Source organism: Zhouia amylolytica AD3 (genome assembly GCF_000511935.2).
GTDB lineage: Bacteria > Bacteroidota > Bacteroidia > Flavobacteriales > Flavobacteriaceae > Zhouia > Zhouia amylolytica.
This window is the reverse complement of sequence record NZ_AYXY01000001.1, coordinates 197,733-217,760: the sequence shown is the minus strand read 5'-3', so window position 1 is coordinate 217,760 and position 20,028 is coordinate 197,733. Positions and strand designations below refer to the sequence as shown.

The 20,028-nt window shown below is 37.1% G+C and carries 16 protein-coding genes; 10 read left to right on the top strand and 6 right to left on the bottom strand.

The window, feature by feature from the left end:
* Nucleotides 1-14 precede the first annotated feature (14 nt).
* Complete coding sequence (ahr, locus tag P278_RS01120; protein WP_038260945.1) at nucleotides 15-1,028, top strand: NADPH-dependent aldehyde reductase Ahr; 1,014 nt, start codon at nucleotides 15-17, stop codon at nucleotides 1,026-1,028.
* Here ahr and P278_RS01115 read toward each other — a convergent pair whose 3' ends face one another.
* Nucleotides 1,029-1,739 carry a class I SAM-dependent methyltransferase gene (locus P278_RS01115; protein ID WP_038260942.1) on the bottom strand — a complete coding sequence of 237 codons (711 nt, stop codon included), beginning with the start codon at nucleotides 1,737-1,739 and terminating at the stop codon, nucleotides 1,029-1,031.
* 86 nt (nucleotides 1,740-1,825) lie between these two features.
* Here P278_RS01115 and P278_RS01110 point away from each other — a divergent pair, with 86 nt between their 5' ends.
* The gene (locus P278_RS01110; protein WP_038260939.1) at nucleotides 1,826-2,320 is read left to right on the top strand and encodes a YkgJ family cysteine cluster protein; all 495 of its coding nucleotides are present in this window, start codon (nucleotides 1,826-1,828) and stop codon (nucleotides 2,318-2,320) included.
* Nucleotides 2,321-2,551: 231 nt separating this feature from the next.
* The gene (locus tag P278_RS01105) at nucleotides 2,552-3,385 is read left to right on the top strand and encodes a sterol desaturase family protein (RefSeq protein WP_038260937.1); all 834 of its coding nucleotides are present in this window, start codon (nucleotides 2,552-2,554) and stop codon (nucleotides 3,383-3,385) included.
* Here the strand turns inward: P278_RS01105 and P278_RS01100 are convergent.
* Nucleotides 3,382-4,617: an exo-beta-N-acetylmuramidase NamZ family protein gene (locus P278_RS01100; protein WP_038260934.1), complete on the bottom strand. Its 1,236-nt coding sequence runs from the start codon at nucleotides 4,615-4,617 to the stop codon at nucleotides 3,382-3,384. The two genes, P278_RS01105 and P278_RS01100, sit on opposite strands and share 4 nt — an antisense overlap.
* A gap of 15 nt (nucleotides 4,618-4,632) precedes the next feature.
* Between P278_RS01100 and P278_RS01095 the strand changes: the two genes are divergently transcribed.
* The 5 genes from P278_RS01095 (at nucleotide 4,633) to P278_RS01075 (ending at nucleotide 9,991) form a co-directional block, all read left to right on the top strand.
* Nucleotides 4,633-5,868: an ABC transporter permease gene (locus P278_RS01095; RefSeq protein WP_038260932.1), complete on the top strand. Its 1,236-nt coding sequence runs from the start codon at nucleotides 4,633-4,635 to the stop codon at nucleotides 5,866-5,868.
* Between the two features lie 98 nt (nucleotides 5,869-5,966).
* Nucleotides 5,967-6,419, top strand: coding sequence for a GNAT family N-acetyltransferase (locus P278_RS01090; RefSeq protein WP_038260929.1), 453 nt, complete (start codon nucleotides 5,967-5,969; stop codon nucleotides 6,417-6,419).
* 290 nt (nucleotides 6,420-6,709) lie between these two features.
* Nucleotides 6,710-7,651: an MBL fold metallo-hydrolase gene (locus P278_RS01085; protein ID WP_038260926.1), complete on the top strand. Its 942-nt coding sequence runs from the start codon at nucleotides 6,710-6,712 to the stop codon at nucleotides 7,649-7,651.
* A gap of 173 nt (nucleotides 7,652-7,824) precedes the next feature.
* Nucleotides 7,825-9,630, top strand: a complete 1,806-nt coding sequence (gene typA, locus P278_RS01080) for a translational GTPase TypA (RefSeq protein WP_038260923.1) — start codon at nucleotides 7,825-7,827, stop codon at nucleotides 9,628-9,630.
* A 118-nt stretch (nucleotides 9,631-9,748) separates the two neighbouring features.
* Entirely contained in the window at nucleotides 9,749-9,991 is a 243-nt protein-coding gene (locus P278_RS01075) for a hypothetical protein (RefSeq protein ID WP_038261769.1), read from the top strand.
* Here P278_RS01075 and P278_RS01070 read toward each other — a convergent pair.
* Together P278_RS01070 and P278_RS01065 are read right to left on the bottom strand one after the other, a co-directional pair.
* Nucleotides 9,988-10,680, bottom strand: a complete 693-nt coding sequence (locus P278_RS01070) for a cell division ATP-binding protein FtsE (RefSeq protein ID WP_038260921.1) — start codon at nucleotides 10,678-10,680, stop codon at nucleotides 9,988-9,990. The genes P278_RS01075 and P278_RS01070 overlap by 4 nt on opposite strands.
* A gap of 149 nt (nucleotides 10,681-10,829) precedes the next feature.
* Entirely contained in the window at nucleotides 10,830-12,419 is a 1,590-nt protein-coding gene (locus P278_RS01065) for a discoidin domain-containing protein (RefSeq protein WP_038260919.1), read from the bottom strand.
* Between the two features lie 383 nt (nucleotides 12,420-12,802).
* On the opposite strand from P278_RS01065, the gene P278_RS01060 reads away from it, so the two are divergent.
* On the top strand, nucleotides 12,803-15,823 hold the full coding sequence (locus P278_RS01060; protein ID WP_038260916.1) for a tetratricopeptide repeat protein: 3,021 nt from the start codon (nucleotides 12,803-12,805) through the stop codon (nucleotides 15,821-15,823).
* A 45-nt stretch (nucleotides 15,824-15,868) separates the two neighbouring features.
* The gene (locus P278_RS01055) at nucleotides 15,869-17,611 is read left to right on the top strand and encodes a TonB-dependent receptor (RefSeq protein ID WP_038260913.1); all 1,743 of its coding nucleotides are present in this window, start codon (nucleotides 15,869-15,871) and stop codon (nucleotides 17,609-17,611) included.
* Between the two features lie 76 nt (nucleotides 17,612-17,687).
* On the opposite strand, the gene P278_RS01050 is transcribed toward P278_RS01055, so the two are convergent.
* Nucleotides 17,688-18,578, bottom strand: a complete 891-nt coding sequence (locus P278_RS01050) for a bifunctional 5,10-methylenetetrahydrofolate dehydrogenase/5,10-methenyltetrahydrofolate cyclohydrolase (protein ID WP_038260910.1) — start codon at nucleotides 18,576-18,578, stop codon at nucleotides 17,688-17,690.
* 85 nt (nucleotides 18,579-18,663) lie between these two features.
* Complete coding sequence (gene ffh / locus P278_RS01045) at nucleotides 18,664-20,001, bottom strand: signal recognition particle protein (RefSeq protein ID WP_038260907.1); 1,338 nt, start codon at nucleotides 19,999-20,001, stop codon at nucleotides 18,664-18,666.
* Nucleotides 20,002-20,028 lie beyond the last annotated feature (27 nt).

The following is a 20,028-nucleotide window of genomic DNA, read 5'->3' as shown; positions in this document are numbered from 1 at the left end:
AAAACCAAAAAACAATGAGTACTGTAAAAGCCTATGCCGCTCATTCCGCTGGTGGCACACTAGAACCTTTCGAATACCAATTTGAGAAACTTAAAAATGAAGAAGTGGAGATCAAAGTGCATTACTGCGGTCTATGTCATTCGGATTTAAGTATGCTAAATAACGAATGGGGAATGACAACCTACCCCTTTGTACCCGGACATGAAGTTACCGGGGAAATAACCGCAGTTGGAACAGATGTAAAAAACCTTAAAGAAGGTGATCTTGTTGGACTTGGCTGGATTTCCGGAGCCTGCATGCATTGTAATCAATGTATGAATGGTGATCATCATCTTTGCAACACCGCTGAATCTACTATTGTGAACAGACATGGAGGATTTGCAGACAAAGTAAGGTGTCATTGGTCGGCAGCAATACCATTACCGAAAAATATAGACATGAGCAAAGCAGGTCCACTTTTTTGTGGAGGCATTACCGTTTTTAACCCCATCCTTTTGGCGGATGTGAAACCTACAGATAAAGTGGGTGTCATCGGGATAGGAGGTTTGGGACATATGGCCATAAAATTTTTGCACCACTGGGGATGTGATGTCACAGCCTTCAGTTCAAATCCTGCTAAAAAAGACGAAATTCTGGAAATGGGTGCACATCGTGTCATCAACTCGAGAGACCCTAAAGAATTGGAAAGTATCGCCGGAAGTCTGAATTTTATCTTAAACACTACTAATGTAACGTTGGACTGGAATGCCTATTTAGGAGTGTTAGCTCCCAAAGGCACCTTTCACAATGTTGGTGCGGTTTTAGAACCCATGGCCATTCCTGCTTTCAGTTTAATTATGGGGGAAAAATCGGTTGGCGGAAGCCCTATCGGAAGCCCTGCCCTTTCCAGAACAATGATAGAATTCTGTGTACGACATAACATATACCCAACAACGGAGGAATTCCCAATGAGTCGAATAAACGATGCCTTAAAACATTTGGAGGATGGTAAGGCACGATACAGAATCGTACTTAAGGCTAACTCCTAATCAGGCAATCGTTAATTTTGCCAAATAATCATAATGTTTTCCTTCCTGCACAAGCTCACAATTAAATCCGTTAGCTTGTGCTGCATTTTGCAGCGTATTATAATCTATATAGAGCCAATCTATCGGTGGTTCCTCTTCCCCTTTATAGCGCACGTAATAATCAACCTCTCCATAATAATCCATGTCGGTAGGAATCCAGTACCCGCCATCACCATCCTGATCAAACATATAAACGATATCCGAAGAATCCATTAAAATCTGTCCATCCTTTTTTAGCAAGTTTTTCAACTTATTTAAAAATGTAGATATTCGATTTAACCGGCCGCACATTCCAGCACCATTCATCAACAATAAGATGGTATCAAATTGCTCTCCTTCTAATTTCATTACGTCTTGCAGCCGAACATTTTTGAGTCCTCTTAATTCAGATGCTTTTACCGCACCCTCAGAGACATCAATTGCCATCACTTCCAAATGCTTCTCATTTTGAAGATATAAAGAATGACTACCAGCTCCACAACCTACATCTAACACCCTGCCCTTTGAAAGATCCATTGCTTTCTTTTCAATTGCCGGCATTTCGTCATAAGCACGAAACAAATATGGTAATGGTAAATCATCCTCTTCTGAAATAGAGGTTTCCGTTTTGATATCCTCAGTATAATTCCCCAATTGATAATCAAGGATTGCTTTTCCAAAAAGGTCTTTCATAAATTAACAAACATTACATTACGGAGAATACTATATTAGATCCATCAAAAGATATTACTTTTGCATCAAAGGCATAATGATAGCAAATGGACGATTTCCTAAAACAACTCCCACAACTGGCCAAAGATAAGCATAAAGAAAATAAAAAGTATTTTTCGAAGCTTAAGAAAAAGCCCCCTAAAAATCTTGATCAGCTCATGCAAGAGCTCCACGATGAAGAATTTAGTAAAACCGACTGCTTAACTTGTGCTAATTGCTGTAAAACAACAGGTCCACTTTTTACCAATGCGGATATTGAACGTATTGCCAAACACCTCAAGCTCAAACCCCAGCAATTTATAGATCAGTATCTAAAGATCGATGAAGACAACGACTACATTCTTCAAAGTGTACCTTGCACCTTTCTGGGTCATGATAATTATTGTTTAATCTATGACGTGCGGCCAAAAGCCTGTAGAGAATACCCGCATACGGATAGAAAAAAATTTCATCAGATTACCAACCTCACCTTAAAAAATACTGCCATCTGTCCGGCGGCATTTAATATTGTTGAAGAAATGAAAAAACGCCTACCGAAATAACTCCTTTAAAACCCCGTGTTGCTGCACGGTAATGAGACTTCATTTTTACACTTACATATCATACTCCAAGGCCTTCAAATAAGTTCTTAGCGAATATATTGCCTGTTTTTTCATATTCATTGCCTGGCTTAACCGCAAATTCAAACCAGCTGGATTAACATGAACAAGGTCAATGATTTTCACTAAAAAACCCACACAAAAAGTAATCTAAAAAAATAGTATCTTGTTCACATGGAAACTATTATCGACTATTTTTCGACCATACCATCTTCCCATCGCAGTCTTATTTTAGTTAGTGGGATCACTTTTTTCTGGTTATTGGAATATGCTACACCACTTTTCAGATTCAACTACAAGAAACTGAAACATGCATGGCCCAATATTTTTTTTACATTAACCACCATTCTTGTCAATTTCATTCTGGCTTTCATTTTATTATTGACCAGTGACTGGACCATAAAAAACAATTTCGGGGTATTGCAATGGCTAAACCTACCCCTTTGGGCTACGATTCTTTTGGGTGTTCTACTACTGGATTTAACAGGAGCCTATGTAGCGCATTGGGTGCAGCATAAAATAAAACCTTTATGGCTGTTTCACCTGATCCACCATACCGACAACCACGTAGATACTACAACCGCCAACCGACACCATCCTGGTGAAAGTATTATTCGATTCGTTTTCACCACCCTTGGTGTTTTTATATTAGGAGCCCCGGTGGGAATACTCATGCTTTATCAATCTTTGTCAGTTGTTTGTTCCCAGTTCAATCATGCAAATATTCGATTGCCTAAAAATATAGACAATATGATAAGCTGGATCATCGTTTCGCCGGATATGCATAAAGTCCATCACCACTATTTATTACCATACACAGACACGAACTATGGCAATATATTTTCCATTTGGGACCGACTTTTTGGAACCTTTGCCAAAATTGAAAGCAAGGATCTCGTTTACGGTGTAGACAGCTATCCTGATGTAGATTCCAATACCCGTATCGGAAAGTTATTAAAACTTCCATTTAATGGATACCGCCCTCCTGCCGGAGGTAAATTTGACTAATTATATAATAAATATTTTTTTCGAATCGATTTAAATGCTTCGATGCCCTCTTGCCACGTTGCCCGGATCTCCTTTTCGGTCCAGCCATCCTCGATTTGTTTTCTTAATTCCTCAGTACCTGCATGCAATGTAAAGGACCTTGATTTAAAAAACTTCAATTTATCGGCTGTCCCCTTGTAGGTTTTTATCAACCATTTCAATTCTACTTTATGAGGAGCAGGTTCCTCGCTAAGATCTTCACCAAAACACAATTCTCCATTGTGCTTGGGATCTTTGGCTCCAAAATTAGGGACTGGGGTATATGAAAAGGTGAAAATTTCCTGATCTAAAAATGGTGCGCCATATCGTTGAAACTGAAACTCCGTTCCTCTTCCGGCATTGATATCTGTTCCCTCAAAGAATCCTAAACTCGGATATAATTCTATGGATTTATCATTCGGAAGATTTGGAGAAGGTCTAATCGGAAGGCTATATTCCATATTTCTGGAATATTTCTTCATCAGAACAACTTCAAGGTCACATTGAACCCCATTACTCAACCATCCTTCATTGTTAATCATATTCGCATATTCTGCTATGGTCATACCATGCACTAAAGGAATTGTATGCATTCCTAAAAAACTTCGGTGCTCTTTCTCTAAAGTGGGTCCGTCTATATAGCTTCCATTAGGATTTGGCCTGTCAAATACCAGAACAGGAATATTATTTTCCGCACAAGCTTCCATCACATAATGCATCGTAGATATATACGTGTAAAAACGAACTCCCACATCCTGAATATCAAAAACAACAATATCGACATCCGCTAATTGAGCTTTAGTTGGTTTTTTATTTGAGCCATATAGGGAAATTAGAGGCAATCCTGTCTTGGCATCTTTCCCGTCTTTAACATGTTCGCCCGCATCAGCCTCTCCTCTGAACCCATGTTCCGGGGCAAAAACCTTGGTTATTTGTATCTTGCTATTCAACAATGAATCCACCAAATGTGTATAGGAGGTATCTGATTTAAAGATCACCGATGTTTGGTTTGCCACTACAGCAACTTTTTTATCAATTAATTTGGATATATAATCCTGTGTTCTATCGACTCCCAATACAATTTTATCAACTGGTTTACGTATAGTATCTTGAACATCTTTACTCATTATTTCGGGGTCTTGCTGTAAGACATGACTATTACCACAAGAAATCATCAGTAAAAACAACAATAAAAATGTATTTTTGAATTTCATAAACTACTTCAAATTTTGAATTTAGAATATTTTATAGCCAAAAGACTTATCTCCGGAAAATCTCATAAAAATAATGTTTCCGGACCTATAATTAAAATTGCTATAGCAGCTATAGCCCTCGGACTCATCATGATGATGATTGCCATTGCAACAGGTGTTGGCTTACAGCGCAAGATACGAGAAAAAGTATCAGCGTTCAATGGTGATATTCAAATTTATAAATTTGACAACAACACTTCTGAGGCTTCTGTAGCTCCGATAGACATACGGCAAGAATTTTACCCGGATTTTACATCAGTGTCTGGAATCAAACACGTTCAGGGTGTTGCTTCCAAATGGGGAATTATTAGAACAGAAGAAACCTTTGAAGGGGTTAATGCAAAGGGAGTAGGTCGAGACTACAACTGGAACACTTTCAAAGAATATCTCATTGAAGGAAGACTGCCCGATTATTCAAATAGTAGAAATGAAGAAGTGCTGATTTCAAAATATCTTGCCAACAGATTAAAATTTAAGGTAGGGGATTCTTTTTACGCATTCTTTCTAAAGGATAATGAATCTGAAATACCCAATCAATTAAAATTGAATATCGTTGGGATTTATGAAAGCGGGTTTCAAGAATTTGATGCCAATTACATGTTTGTAGATCTCAGGCACATTCAGCGAATGAATAAATGGACTTCAAACGAAATAGGAAACTTCGAAGTCTTTATTGACGATTTTGATGCGATCAAGGAAAAGGGTATAGAGGTTTATGAAAAACTTCCTCCCACTTTGGATGCTCAAACGATAGCTGACAAGTACTACCATATCTTTGAATGGCTTAAACTCTTTGATGTGAATATCGCCATTATAATCGGTATCATGATCCTGGTAGGAGGCATCAATATGATTACAGCCTTACTGGTACTTATTCTTGAGCGAACACAAATGATCGGAATTATCAAAGCTTTGGGCTCTACCAATTGGAGCATCAGAAAAGTGTTCCTGTATAACGCCACTTATCTCATAGGTATTGGTATTATTTGGGGGAATCTTATTGGCCTGGGGCTCTTGCTGGCACAAAAGCATTTTGGTTTTATCAAGCTAGACCCATCGAACTACTATGTAAATGAAGCGCCTGTATATATTAATGCTACCCATATCATAGCACTAAACATTGGCACCCTCATATTATGTTTATTAATGCTATTGATCCCTTCCTACATTATAACCAAAATTTCACCTGCCAAGTCCATTAAGTTTGAATAGGTCATTGAAAACATTGCTACATCTCTTCTTATCATTTAGCTTAGAAGAATATCAAAGCAGCCCGATAGAGACTAACTATTAATAATTAAATATGCCAAATGAACACTATTGAGGTAATAAAAGGAGAATTTTTAATTTCTACGGATCGGAATAAATTAAACCTAGAACTCATCCACACCTTTCTTGCTACAGAGGCAGGCTGGTGCGATGACATTCCTTTTAAAACAGTTAAATATTCTATAGCTAATTCTCTTAATTTCGGCATCTACAAAAATGAAGAACAAGTCGGTTTTGCCAGAATCATATCAGACTATGCCACAATTGCTTACCTGGGCGATGTTTTTGTACTGGATGCATACCGTGGATTCGGATTAAGCTCCTGGCTGATGGAAGTGATTACAAACCACCCTAACTTGCAAGGACTTAGACGCTGGATCCTACTGACTGACACGGCACCGTGGCTCTATAAAAAATTTGGTTTTACCGCTGTAAGACATCCGGAATATTATATGGAAAAACACGATCCAGGCGTTTACAAAGAGGAAATATAAAAACAAGGCCAAGAGTGCAATATCACTTTGGCCTTGCAAAAAACTGTTGCAGTCATTCAACAATTTTAAACATTTCAGTTTATTTCTAACAGGACATGCCTGTATACTAGTAATTTAAAAACAGTTATAATCTATTTTACCCTACCCTTAAAATCAAAAAAAAATAACTTTACATCAAAACACCCCATTTTTCAGGATAAAAAAACAAGTCATTCAGGGCACTTCCAGCAGCTATTTTTGATATACAAAGTAAAAATTGAGTATTTTAGAACTTCGATAAAAATTCCAACATGAGACTTTCTATACTCTTCCTTTGTCTGATGCATCTTTTTTTTGCACAGGGTCAAAGAACCACCAACCCTAATTCAGACGTTTCATTGATTGTATTAGGAACAATTCAAGATGCCGGATCACCCCAAATAGGATGTACTAAAAGTTGCTGTAAAGAATTGTTCAATCGACCCGATGAAAAAAGGAAAGTTGTATCGCTGGGCATCATTGATCCCGCGAACCGAAAAACCTATTTATTTGAAGCAACGCCTGATATCGCTACTCAATTAAAACTACTAAACGACCATGCTCCTTTCAAAACTGATCAAACTCCCGATGGAGTATTTATTACCCATGCACATATAGGCCACTACACGGGTCTTATGTATTTAGGAAAAGAGGCCATGAACGCCAATTTAGTCCCGGTATATACATTGCCAAAAATGCATTCTTTCCTTGAAGGGAATGGGCCATGGAGTCAGCTGGTCTCAAACCAAAACATAAACCTTCAAACCCTAACAGATCATAAAAGCCTTAAAATCAGTTCAAACATAACGGTTACACCTTTTAAGGTTCCACATAGAGATGAGTACTCTGAAACTGCAGGCTTTCGTATTAAAGGACCCGGCAAATCAGTCCTGTTTATTCCCGATATCGATAAATGGCATAAGTGGAATTTAAATTTAATTGAAGAGCTCAGCAAAGTAGATTATGCTTTTATTGATGCTACTTTTTATAATGCCGAAGAAATAAACAACAGAGACATCTCTGAAATCCCTCATCCATTTATAATTGAAAGCATGGATTTACTAAAAAGTTTACCTAAGGAGGAAAAAGAAAAAGTATTTTTTATTCACTTTAACCACACAAATCCTGTTCTTAACACTGGTAATCCACAAGTTGATTTAATTAATTCGAAGGGTTTCAACATTGCCCGGTTCGGTGATATTTTTAAATTGTAATTAAATCTTATTTACCTTTAAAAAATTCATTTTCACAAAACTACCTCATTTGACAAAATAAAACGTACCTTTGCGCCCTTAAAAACCTGGGTTTCAATAACCATTACCAGCTAGGTATCAGTTAATTAAGCCCAAAACTCCCTGTAAAAGGGCTTAAACATAGAGGAATTATTATGACTGCAATTAAAAACATTGCCATTATTGCACACGTTGACCACGGTAAAACTACTTTGGTTGATAAGATACTTCACCATTGCGAATTATTTCGCGATAATCAGGAGACTGGTGAGTTAATCTTGGACAATAATGATCTTGAACGGGAAAGAGGTATTACAATTTTATCTAAGAACGTTTCGGTTAATTACAAAGGAACCAAGATTAACATTATTGATACTCCGGGTCACGCCGATTTCGGTGGGGAGGTAGAGCGTGTATTGAACATGGCTGATGGTGTATTACTTTTGGTAGATGCCTTTGAAGGACCGATGCCTCAAACGCGATTTGTACTTCAAAAGGCTATTGAAATGAAGCTGAAGCCACTTGTTGTGGTAAATAAGGTTGATAAAGAGAACTGTACTCCTGACGAAGTACATGAAGCTGTTTTTGATTTAATGTTCGAACTAGGTGCAGAGGAATGGCAATTAGACTTCCCTGCAGTATATGGTTCTGCAAAGAATAATTGGATGAGTGAAGACTGGAATGCTCCTACTGATAATATCGAACCATTGTTGGATATGGTAGTAGCTCATATTCCTTCACCTAAAATTGAAGAAGGGTCTACTCAAATGCTTATAACTTCACTTGACTTTTCTTCATACACAGGAAGAATTGCTATTGGAAGGTTGCAAAGAGGAACATTAACTCCAGGGATGAATGTTTCTTTAGTAAAAAGAGATGGTACTACCGTAAAATCTAAAATAAAGGAAGTTCATTTATTTGATGGGTTGGGTCGTAAAAAAGTTGAGGAAGTAAATGCAGGTGACATTTGTGCTGTTTCTGGTTTAGATGGATTTGAAATTGGAGATACCATTGCAGATTTCGAAAATCCTGAAGGGCTTCCAACTATTGCTATTGATGAACCAACAATGAGTATGTTGTTTACTATCAACGACTCTCCATTCTTTGGTAAAGAAGGTAAATTTGTAACTTCCAGACACATCAAAGATCGTTTAGAAAAAGAATTAGAACGAAACCTTGCACTGCGTGTTCAAGAAACCGGAAGTGCCGATAAATTTATGGTTTTCGGTAGAGGGGTTTTACATTTATCTGTATTGATAGAAACCATGAGACGTGAGGGCTACGAATTGCAAATTGGTCAGCCTCAGGTAATCATCAAGGAAGTTAATGGAGAAAAATGTGAACCTATCGAAGAACTAACTATTGATTTACCTGAAAATGTTTCTGGTAAAGCAGTAGAAATGGTTACCCAACGTAAAGGTGAAATGCTTAGCATGGAACCAAAAGGGGAACGTATGATTCTTAAGTTCAACATACCTTCAAGAGGTATTATAGGATTAAGAAACCAGTTATTAACAGCTACCGCAGGTGAGGCTATAATGAACCACCGCTTCCTGGATTACCAACCATTTAAAGGGGATATTCCAGGCCGTATTAACGGTTCATTGATCTCTATGGAAAAAGGAACTGCTATTCCTTACTCTCTTGACAAACTTCAAGAACGCGGTAAGTTTTTTATTCACCCGGGTGAAGACATCTATACCGGACAGGTAATTGGAGAAAACTCTCGAGGTGATGATATGGTTGTAAACGTGACCAAAACTAAAAAGTTATCAAATGTTCGTTCTGCTGGTGCTGACGATAAAGTAAAATTAGCTCCGCCGATTAAATTCTCTTTAGAGGAGGCATTGGAATATATTCAAAAAGATGAATATGTTGAAGTAACACCAGAGTCGATCCGTTTAAGAAAAATATTCTTAGATGAGAATGAACGTAAGCGTAGAGAAAAAGAACTGGGTTAATCTCAGTCAATCATAATCAACATAAAAAAATCCCGTTAATTCGGGATTTTTTGTGTTTTTATATATTTCCTTCTTACTTTTAATGGAATTGTTAACCCATCATTTTAACACCTTCCATATGGAAATTTTAGCAATACCACTTACCGAATGGGTAGGCTATGCTGCCTCCCTTGGTGTTTTGTTGTCATTCTTAATGAAAAACATTACCACCTTAAGAACTGTAAACATGATTGGCTGTGCTTTATTTGTGGCTTACGGTTTTATGCTACAAACTTCCTGGCCAATCATTATAACTAACCTTGCAATTTTTATAGTGAATGGTTTTTACCTACTTAGGTTAAAGAAAGCTACTGACGCTTAAACATTCTTTTGTACCACTTCGAAAACCTTACTCCCGTCACATTTTAAGGTCTTAGACGGATATTTTAACAATAAAGCATAATCATGGGTTGCCATTAAAATGGTTCTTCCATTTTTGTTGATATCCTGTAACACCTTCATCACCTCAACGCTGGTTTGAGGATCAAGGTTTCCTGTAGGTTCATCTGCTAAAATCAGTTCAGGATCATTCAGTAGTGCTCTGGCTATAGCAACACGCTGCTGCTCCCCCCCAGACAATTGATGCGGAAATTTGAAGCCTTTGGTTTTCATTCCAACCTTATCCAGCACCTCTTCTATTTTTTTATTCATTTTCTCCTTGTCCTTCCACCCCGTGGCTTTTAGGACAAAAATCAGGTTCTCATTCACATTCCTGTCAGGTAATAATTTAAAATCCTGAAATACCACCCCAAGCTTTCTTCTTAAAAAAGGAATATCTTTTTCTTTTAGCCCTTTTAAATCATACCCAACAATACTACCTGATCCTTGAGTTAGTGGTAAATCACCATAAAGTGTCTTCATAAAACTACTCTTACCACTTCCTGTTTTACCTATCAAATACACAAATTCACCTTCATCAATACTAAGGTTTACTTCACTTAAAACTAGATTTTCGCGCTGATAAACTGCAACATCCCGAAGTTCCAGAATTTGATTTTTGTCTTGATTCATAGTGTAAATATTACATGGTAAATGTACTAACAATAAATTTTAATAAAAATTGTGATCAAATTTCTTTTATAAAAATCTATTCATTCAACGAACTAAAAAAAGCACCAAATTTAATTGATGCTTTTAAAAACTACCAGGTTCATAATATTTTACTGATCACTGTAAGCGTTTAATTCTGCTAAATGGGTATAATTGAAGTCTCCGTGGGAATTTTGGGTAACTAATTTCATATACCTGAAAGACTGTGTAGCCGACAAGTCTACATATTGTATATTCTGCACTTGGTTCAAACTATAAGTTCCCATGCTGGTCCAATTTGAACCATCATCGCTTTTAAACATTTCAAAATCTTTTATCGCTCCATTTAGGTTGGACCTGTTTTCGAATGCGAACCCTTTTACAGATGTTACCACACCCATATCTAAAACAAAATAATGGGGGTGATCAGGCAAACTACTCTTCCATTCCGTATGCCAAACAGACGATAAGTCTCCATCTAACATTTGAGAAGCAGCTCCGGTATCTTCTTCACTGTCTACCTCAATAATGGCCCATGCTGATCTGTCCAATAAATCTTTCGTGTTAATCACCTCTATATTAGGAACGCCATTTACAAACTCATACTCGTAAGCCCTGGTAACACGAGAGCCATTTTCATGGATAAATCCGATCCTAAGTTGATACTGACCATCCAAATTATAAAATTCAGACAGGGGACTCTCAATGTATAAACTATCCGAACCAATGGGGATTGAGGTGAAGGATGGTGCGTCATAATCTTTATTACCACCGGCAGGATACGGATCATGCCATACATTAATCGCGGATACTGTTCCTGAAGAGCTGAAATTACCAGAAATAACAATCTTATTATTTTGAACACTTCCTTTCAACTTTGTAATATTAGCAGTAACACCAGAATACCAATCGGATCTGGTATCATTTCTAAAGGGTTGTGAATTTGCAAAAATCGAAGCATTAGAAGCTGTAATAAAAGTTGGATTTTTACCATATGAAAAATTACCAGATCCCATTAAAGCCGTTCCTAAGGTTGCCTGTAAACTACTCCACTCTTTATTATGGGGAGCATTGAGTCCATGTCCTAATTCATGAACCATCCCACCGATCCATTTAGTTGCTAAGTCGCCCAGATTGGTATTTTCACCTAAATATTGTAAATCAAAATATTCGTAATCTAAAGCGAAACAATATTTTCCTAAGCCATAAAATGGAACACCTCCGGGATTTAATGGATCGCCGGAAGTAGAGGGCAAAAATACAAGCGTATGCTCACTTTTCTTTTCATTAGGATGCTGATTGAAATAAGCTTCTAACTCATTAATCACGGTACCACCGCCACCACTATAAGGATAGGCACTTTTTCCTTGTTGGCCATTAACCGTTATGATGTTGAGCTTACCATTATTCTTACGAATATTCAAACCAAAGGAAGTCCTGCCATAACCTTCCCTGTCAAGATTTACAGCAAAAAACTCCTGAGCGTCAAACATAATCTCCTCAATACGGGATTCATAGTTTGAAACAGGAGTCATATCATTGGGAACAAAATAAACCACATTGAGTTTATAAGGGTTATCCTCCCATTCATTGCCGACAGGCTTTCCAACGGCTTCAGGCACTAACACTTCTTCCGTTTCCGAGAATTGGTCCTTAGAACATGAAACAATGAATAGAAGCGCAAACAGACAAACAGTTTTTAAATAAAATTTAGTTTTCATAGTTATATAAAGTTATTATTGGTTTCTTATTTTATCCCATAACATACATTTACAATAATTAAAAAATATATCGTAATTAAATATCTTTCAATTAATTACGGAAGTGAATTATACAAAATAATATTTGATTAACACTAAATTAACAACCTGTTTTTTCATATAAAAGAAGAAAAATACTGCTAATTAGGTAGTAAAACGAAGTATTCGAACGTCTTGTAAAGGCGGTTTTATTCAAGACAACCCTGCTATTCAACTAAAAAAATCTATTGCAGTTTGAAAAAAGTGTATAACAACCATTTTGATTGTATAATTATCTTAGAAATATTGCGTTATTAGTGTGACTGTTATCCTATATTTGATCCTAAATTTAAAAGAAGAGTTTCATGAAGATTCGTAAACTTGCTTACCTTTCTATTATTACAATATCGCTTTCCGGATTCGCTCAAGAATCGGCCATCTATACCAACCCCTCTAAGAATTACCTAAAAGCACTGGAATTATACAATGAACGTCAATATCAGGCTTCACAGAGAATTTTTAGTGAAGTTCAGGAAAAAACCACCGATATTGAAACCAAGGCAAATTGCTCCTATTATATTGCGAATGCTGCTATCAGGCTAAATCAACTGGGGGCTGAGCGATTGATGGAAAACTTTGTTGACACCTACCCTACATCTACCAAACGCAATTCAGCCTTTATAGATGTTGCCAATTATTATTTTGATCAGGGTAAATATGCCAATGCACTCAAATGGTTTGACAAAGCTGAAAATCAAAGCATGAGCTATAGCGAAAGAGAAACCTTTAATTTTAAAAAGGGCTACTCTTTGTTTAAAGCCAGAAAATATAAAGACGCAAAATCCTACCTTAATCAGGTTATTACTTCAGAAGAATATGGTTCACAAGCAAAATATTATATCGGATATATTGCTTACGAAAGTGACAACTATGGTGAAGCCGACTCTTATTTCAGTCAAGTCTCCGGTAATGACAATTTAAATGACAAGCTCTCTTATTATCAAGCCGACATGAACTTCAAAAAAGGAGACTTCAAAAAGGCTATTGCATTGGCCCAGGAACAATTACCTAAAGCTGACCCAAAAGAGAAGTCAGAGCTTAATAAAATTATTGGAGAAAGTTATTTTAATCTACAACAATATAATGAAGCCATTCCGTACTTAAAAGAATACAAAGGTAAAAGCGGCAAATGGAATAACGTAGACTTCTATCAGCTTGGATATGCATATTACAAACAAAATGATTTTGAAAATGCTATCGGGCAATTTAATAAAATCATTGACGGAAACGATCCCGTTGCTCAAAACGCATATTATCACCTTGCTGAATGTTACATTAAAACCGACAAGAAGCAACAAGCCTTAAATGCTTTTAAAAATGCTTCACAAATGAATTTCGAGGCTCAAATTCAAAAAGACGCCGCCCTTAACTATGCCAAGCTGAGTTACGAAATAGGAAACCCCTATGAAAATGTACCTCAGGTACTCACAAACTATATAGACAATTACCCTGACAGTCCTAACAAACAGGAGATACAGGAACTCCTGGTGGATTCATACATTACCTCAAAAAATTATGATGCTGCACTGGAACTTCTGGAAAAGAATAGAAATTTTAGTAGCAAAACCACCTATCAGAAAGTGGCATTTTACCGTGGACTTGAACTTTTTAATGACGGAAACTATCAAGAAGCCATCGATTATTTTGACAAATCTCTTAAAGAAGCCCAAGACCAATCTTTTACGGCAAGAGCAACTTTCTGGAATGCAGAAGCAGATTATATTTTAAACAAGTATTCAGAAGCAGTGGTTGGATTTAAACAATTTGAACAAAACTCTGCATCCACTTCAACACCTGAATACAAACACTTATTTTATAATTTAGGGTATGCTTATTTCAAGCAAAAGAATTACGATCAGGCCATTGCATATTTTAAAAAATATACTACCAAAGAAAAGCAAGACCTACAGCGTATAAACGATGCCTACCTCAGGCTTGGGGACAGTCATTTTGTAACCAGCAAATACTGGCCTGCAATGGAATTTTACAACCAAGCAATTACATTAAACGAGGCTGACACCGATTATGCTCACTTTCAAAAAGCCATTAGTTATGGCTTCGTAGACAGAACGAGTCAAAAAATTGATGAACTCGAAAAATTTGTAAGCAATTATCCTAAATCTACATTGAGGGATGATGCCTATTACGAACTGGGAAATACTTATGTGAATAACAATCAAACAAGTAAAGGTATTGCCGCTTACAATAAACTGGCTGAAGAATACAGAATGAGCTCGTATGTTCCCAAAGCAATACTCAAAGAAGGACTTGTATATTATAATGGGGGTCAGAACAGTGATGCTCTTATAAAATTCAAACAGGTCGTTAAAAACTATCCGGACACCCAAGAAGCAGTTCAAGCAGTCTCTACAGCTAAAATGATTTATGTCGATGAAGGACGCGTAAATGAATATGCCAACTGGGTAAAGCAGTTAGATTTTGTTGAAATTTCAGATAGCGAAATTGAAAATGCGGCGTATGAATCTGCGGAACGAAAGTTTGTTCAAGGTGAAACCAAAGCCTCAATTAAAGGATTCGAAGATTATTTAAAACAATTCCCTAACGGAGGCCATGCTTTAAATGCAAATTTCTATTTAGCTCAATCTTATTTTAATACAGGTGAACCTGAAAAATCAATTCCACATTATAAAAATGTAATTAAAGACAGAAATGAATTTACAGAACAAGCCCTGGCCAGATTAAGTCAAATATATATCGACAATGAACAAAAAGAAGCTGCCATCCCTGTATTAAAACAATTAGAAACACAGGCCGATTACCCTCAAAATATAACTTTTGCACAATCGAACCTAATGAAAATCAATTATGATTTGGGGAATTACAGTGAAACTCTGACTTATGCAAAAAAAGTACTGAGCAATCCAAAAATAGACAACAGAATTAAAAGTGACGCTCAAATAATGATTGCCCGCTCAGCCATTAAAACCAATAATGAAGATTTGGCGAAAACCGCCTATCAGGAGGTACAAAAAATTGCTACAGGAGCATTAGCTGCGGAGGCTCTTTACTACGATGCATACTTTAAAAATAAGGACGGTTTGTACGAAGCTTCTAATACTGCTGTTCAAAAACTAGCGAAAGATTATGCAGGATATAAAGAATTTGGAGCCAAAGGACTTATTATTATGGCTAAGAACTTCCATGCTCTCGATGACGCTTTTCAAGCTACATACATACTAGAAAATGTAATCACCAATTTCGCGACTTACTCCGAAATTGTTGAAGAAGCAGAAACTGAGCTTCAAAAAATTAAAACTCAGGAATCGTTGAGAAACTCATCAGTATCTCCAAACGATCAAGATTAATGGCACGTTTTATAAAAATAGATTGATTTAAAAATTTTACGTCGTATGCGAAAGCTATTCATAACCCTAATTATACTTTCAACTTCATCTACACTGCTTTCTCAAGAGAAAGAGAAAGAAAAAAATATTGGAACTGAAGTGGTGAATGTTGTTAAACCATATTCTCCGACATTATCAGATGCCTTTAAAATTAAAGAAACACCGAGATTAGATGACTCTGTTACGGCATCCAAAAAGAAAATATCGTATAATATATTTTCAGTACCGGTAGCGTCGACTTTTGTACCCGCCAAAGGTAAAGCAACAGGGTTAAAACGAGCTCCAAGAGAATCCGTTTATAATTCTTATGCATCGCTGGCAGTTGGGAATTACAATAATGCTACGGCAGATTTCTATACAAGTCGCGCTTTAAACAGAGACGAAACTTTAGATTTTTCATTAAACCACCATTCTTCACAAGGTGGTATTGATGGCGTTGAATTGGATGATAAGTTTTTCAAAACAAAATTAGCTGCTGCATACAATAGAGACGATCGTTATATGGATTGGGGTGTAGAGGGTGGATTTAGCCATCAATTATATAACTGGTATGGTGTTCCTTTAGGATTTTACGATGAATCGACCCTTAACAGTATCGATGAAAAACAAAGTTACTATACCGCGAATTTAGGTGCCGATTTAGTTATTGAAGATTCTTTCTTCACGGGAGGGGATGTAAGCTTAAGATACTTTTTTGATGCCTTTAGCTCGGGAGAGAGCAACATCGTATTAAATCCAAAATTTGAGCTTCCGGTTGGAGAAGAATGGATCAACCTTAACCTTTCCCTTGATTACCTAAACGGTAAATTCGATCGTAACTACTACACCACAGAACAGCTTAAATACAGCAATCTAATCACCAAGGCCTCGCCTAATCTGGTCATTTTAAAAGATGACTTAACTGTGAACCTGGGAGCTACGGTTGCCTATAAATTTGATATAGAAAATAGCGACAGCGATATTTACTTCTATCCAAATATTACTGCTTCATATAGGTTAGTCCAAGAATATGTAACGGTATACGGTGGCCTTGAAGGCGATTTGAAGCAAAATTCTTATCATGGTTTTCAAGAGGAAAACCCATACATTTCCCCAACATTAAATATTCTACCAACAGACAAAACATATGATGGGTATGTGGGAGTAAAGGGGAAGTTTTTACCGAACTTAAGTTACAACCTCAGAGGATCATATATCAACGAATCAAACAAACCGCTCTTTGCCATGAATCCGGAAACGGGTACCATAAATTATAATACTGAAGGATATGCTTATGCCAATTCTTTCGGACTCATATATGATGACATAACTACCATTTCAGTTTTTGGAGAAATCAGCGTTGATGTAAACAGAGATTTTCAATTAGGAATAAATGCTGAAATATTGGACTACAATACAGATGATGAAGAAGAGGCCTGGAACCTTCCGAGTATTAAAGGTTCTTTATTTATGGATTACCAGATAAACAATAAGTGGTTTCTGGGAGCTAACATCTTCTATACTGGTGAACGTTCAGGGCTTTTCAGACAAGATACAGGCACAAACCCCGGAGAGACATTTAATATGCAGGTAGTGGATCTTGACAGCTTCTTTGACATTAATGCAAAGGCAGGATATCGCATCAATGATCAGTTTTCTGTATACCTAAAAGCAAATAATATTGCAAATAATGAATACACCCGTTGGTCTAACTACATGGTACAAGGTTTTCAGGTGTTAGCAGGTGTTTCATATAAATTCGATATGTAATCACGTATCACATCCTAACCAAAAACAAAAAAGGGAAGCCATTTGCTTCCCTTTTTTTATTAAGATAATTTCTTAACTATTTACCTTCCTTGGTTCTTCGGCGCTCCCTTGCCAATAATGTATTTTTCAGCAACATGGCAATAGTCATTGGTCCTACTCCTCCTGGAACCGGAGTAATATAACTTGCCTTTTTACTTACATTCTCAAAATCCACATCTCCGGCAATTCTGTAACCTTTAGGCGTACTTTCATCCGCAACTCTTGTAATCCCGACATCAATAATTACGGCATCATCCTTGATCATTTCTGCTTTTAAAAAGTGTGGTCTTCCAAGTGCTGTTATAATAATATCGGCTTGAGAGGTTATCTGAGTAATGTTTTTAGTATGACTGTGTGTTAATGTTACAGTCGAATTACCAGGAAATCCTTTTCTCCCCATTAAAATACTCATTGGCCTACCTACAATATGAGAACGACCTATTACTACCGTATGCTTTCCTTTAGTTTCAACATTATAGCGCTCTAATAATTCAAGAATCCCAAAGGGTGTTGCCGGAATAAAAGTACTCATATCCAAAGCCATCTTCCCAAAGTTCATAGGATGAAACCCATCCACATCTTTATCAGGGTCAATAGCCATCAAAACCTCTTGTTCATCAATTTGTGGAGGTAAAGGTAACTGAACTATAAAACCATCAATATCATCGTTTTTGTTCAGTTCATCTATTTTCTTTAACAATTCAATTTCACTGGTAGTGCTCGGCATTTTAATCAATGTAGATTCGAAACCTACACGTTCGCATGCTTTCACTTTACTACCAACATATGTTAGGCTAGCGCCATCGCTACCCACTATTACTGCTGCTAAATGAGGAACCTTCTCCCCTTTTTCTTTCATTTTAGAAACTTCAGCTGCAATTTCATCTTTAATCTGATTAGAAATCTTTTTTCCGTCGAGCAACTCCATCTTTTGTGTTGTTAATCGGTTTTGGTTACTATAATTACTATAAAAAAGAATCCCGCATAAGTATGCGGGAGCCTGTTGATTTTTTTTATCTCATTCCTTTCATTCCACCCATCATTTGCATCATCTTCTTACCGCCGCCACCTTGCATCATTTTCATCATTTTTCCCATCTGATCGAATTGCTTCAGTAATTGATTTACCTGCTGAATGGTAGTTCCGCTTCCTTTAGCTATTCGCTTTTTACGGCTAGCATTAAGCACAGACGGATTCGAACGTTCTTCAGGAGTCATTGAGTGTATTATAGCTTCGATGCCTTTAAAAGCATCATCATCTATGTCTATTCCTTTTAAGGCTTTTGAAGCACCGGGTATCATTCCAAGGAGGTCCTTCATGTTACCCATTTTTTTGATCTGTTGAATTTGATTCAAGAAATCATCAAAACCAAACTTATTCTTGGCTATTTTCTTTTGAAGCTTACGCGCTTCCTCTTCATCGAATTGTTCTTGTGCTCGTTCAACCAAGGATACCACATCACCCATTCCAAGGATTCTATCAGCCATACGCTCCGGATAGAACACATCGATAGCCTCCATTTTTTCTCCGGTACCAATAAACTTAATAGGCTTATCTACGACCGATTTAATTGACAAAGCAGCACCACCACGGGTATCACCATCGAGCTTTGTCAAAATAACCCCATCGAAGTCAAGAACATCATTAAAAGCCTTAGCCGTATTCACAGCATCCTGACCTGTCATTGAATCCACAACAAACAAGGTCTCACTTGGTGCGATTGCAGCATGAATGTTTCCTATTTCATTCATCATTTGCTCATCGATACCCAATCGACCTGCAGTATCGACAATCACTACATTATGACCATTTGCCTTTGCATGAGCCACACCGGCCTTCGCTATGGCTACCGCGTCAGAATTCCCCTTATCTGAGTAAACATCAATATTGAGTTGTTCTCCCAAGACATGTAACTGATCGATCGCCGCAGGACGATATACATCACAAGCTACTAATAAAGGGTTCTTTGTTTTCTTATTTTTTAGGAAGTTTGCCAGTTTACCAGAAAAAGTCGTTTTACCCGACCCTTGTAAACCAGACATCAAGATTACAGATGGTGTTCCCGATAAATTAATACCTACAGCATCACCTCCCATAAGCTGGGTCAGTTCGTCTTTTACCAACTTCACCATCAACTGACCAGGCTTTAACGAATTTAATACGTCCTGACCTAATGCCTTTTCCTTTACATTGTTGGTAAACTCTTTGGCTATCTTATAATTAACATCGGCATCCAAAAGTGCACGTCGCACTTCTTTTAGCGTTTCTGCTATATTGATCTCCGTAATCTGACCATGTCCCTTTAATTTATGGAGGGCGCCATCGAGTTTTTCACTTAAATTATCAAACATAGTAATCCTTCTTGCTTTAAGAATCGC